The organism is Bradyrhizobium sp. SHOUNA76 (assembly GCF_023006445.1).
Classification (GTDB): Bacteria; Pseudomonadota; Alphaproteobacteria; order Rhizobiales; family Xanthobacteraceae; genus Bradyrhizobium.
This window is the reverse complement of the sequence record NZ_JALBHA010000841.1, coordinates 1-1,557: the sequence shown is the minus strand read 5'-3', so window position 1 is coordinate 1,557 and position 1,557 is coordinate 1. Positions and strand designations below refer to the sequence as shown.

The 1,557-nt window shown below is 66.7% G+C and carries 2 protein-coding genes; both read right to left on the bottom strand.

The features are described 5' to 3' along the window. Positions 1-519 (bottom strand): GTP-binding protein (locus MOV74_RS37770; protein WP_246932552.1); only part of this gene is annotated, 519 nt, incomplete at its 3' end. A gap of 4 nt (positions 520-523) precedes the next feature. After that, positions 524-1,557 (bottom strand): amidohydrolase family protein (locus tag MOV74_RS37765; protein WP_246932549.1); only part of this gene is annotated, 1,034 nt, incomplete at its 5' end.

Below are 1,557 nucleotides of genomic sequence, written 5' to 3'. Positions count from 1 at the left end.
AACGCGCTGGGCGCGAATGGCCGCGCGCATTCGCATCCCCGCGCCTGCGTCCGCCAGATCAAGCTTGCTGAGCGCGACGATGTCAGCGACGCGGAGCTGCGAGCGCTGGAGCGCGTCGTCCAGCGCTGATGGCGGCGTCGCCGCATCCATCACGCAGAGCACCGTCTCCAGCGGCGCCTCGCGCAGGATCACGGGATCCATCAGGTTGCGGACGATGTCGGCGGGGTCGGCGACTCCGCTGGTCTCGATGACGATGTATTCCGGCTTCGGATCGCGCCGCAGCAGCGTCGAGAGCGTGCGCAGCAGATCGCCTTCCAGCGAGCAGCAGATGCAGCCATTGGCAAGGCTGACCACGCCGTCGCTGGCGCCCGCGATCAGCTCCGCATCGATGTTGATGGCGCCGAAATCGTTGACCACAGCGGCAATGCGCCGTCCCTCCGCGTGCGCCAGCAGATGGTTGACGACCGTGGTCTTGCCCGCCCCCAGAAAGCCCGTGACCAGCAGAATGGGGACCGGCATGGGGTCAGCTCTCGACGACGGGACGGCGCACGGGTTTTCCGGGCCGCGCCGCGACATCGAGAATTCCATCGGTAATCAGCGGCTGGCCGCTGACAACGAGGTGCCGCACGCCTTCCGACGGACGGTTCATCGTCGTGAAGGTGGCGCGGTCCGACAGTTTTTCGTAGTCGAACACAACGATGTCGGCATCGGCGCCCTTGGTGAGCCTGCCCTTGGCGCGCATCGCGGGTGTGCTCTGCGACAGGATTTCCGCGGGGATCAGCGCGCATTTGCGCACGCCTTCCAGCAGCGACACCGCTTTGCGCTCGCGCACCCATTCGCGGATGAATTTCGTGAAGCAGCCGGCCGAGCGCGGATGCGAGGTGGCATCGTCAGGCAGCGGCCAGGCATCGCCGGTGTAGGTCTTGCCGTCAGACGTCGTCCACGGCATCGCGTCCGAGGCGATGGCGCCGCCGGGATAGAGCACCGACATGTCGAGCAGGTCGCGGTGATGCGCATTGTTCTCGGTGTCGAGGATGTGCCAGAGCACCAGCGAGGACGGCTCTTCGGCCTGTGCCTTCAACAGCTCCTCGCGGTCGTGGAAGCGATAGCCGTCGGTCACGCGCTGCACGGAATCATAGCCGGTGCCGTTGCGCTCGACGAATTGGGGATCGCTGAAGAAGGCGGCGGCGAGCACGGTGGAGCCGGTGCCGTAGGGATAGGCCTCGACGGTGATCGGCAGGCCCTGCGCCTGCGCCTTCGCGATCAGCACGCGGCAACGCTCGACGTCGGTCTTGCTCGACGAGTTGAAATGGCAGATGTGCATGTGCGCGCCGGTGGCGCCGGCATAGCCGATCAGGCGGATATAGGCTTCCACCGCGCTTTCGGGGTCGATGCGCGACATGAAGGCGACGTGGGTGAAGGTCGGCACGTCCTTGACCGCGGCGAGCTGGCAGACCGCGGTCAGCTCCTGCACGCCGGCGCCCGGCGCGTAGGCGTTCAAAATGCCGATGCCGATGCCGCCTTCGTCGAGGCCGCGCGCAAGACGCTCGAGAATGC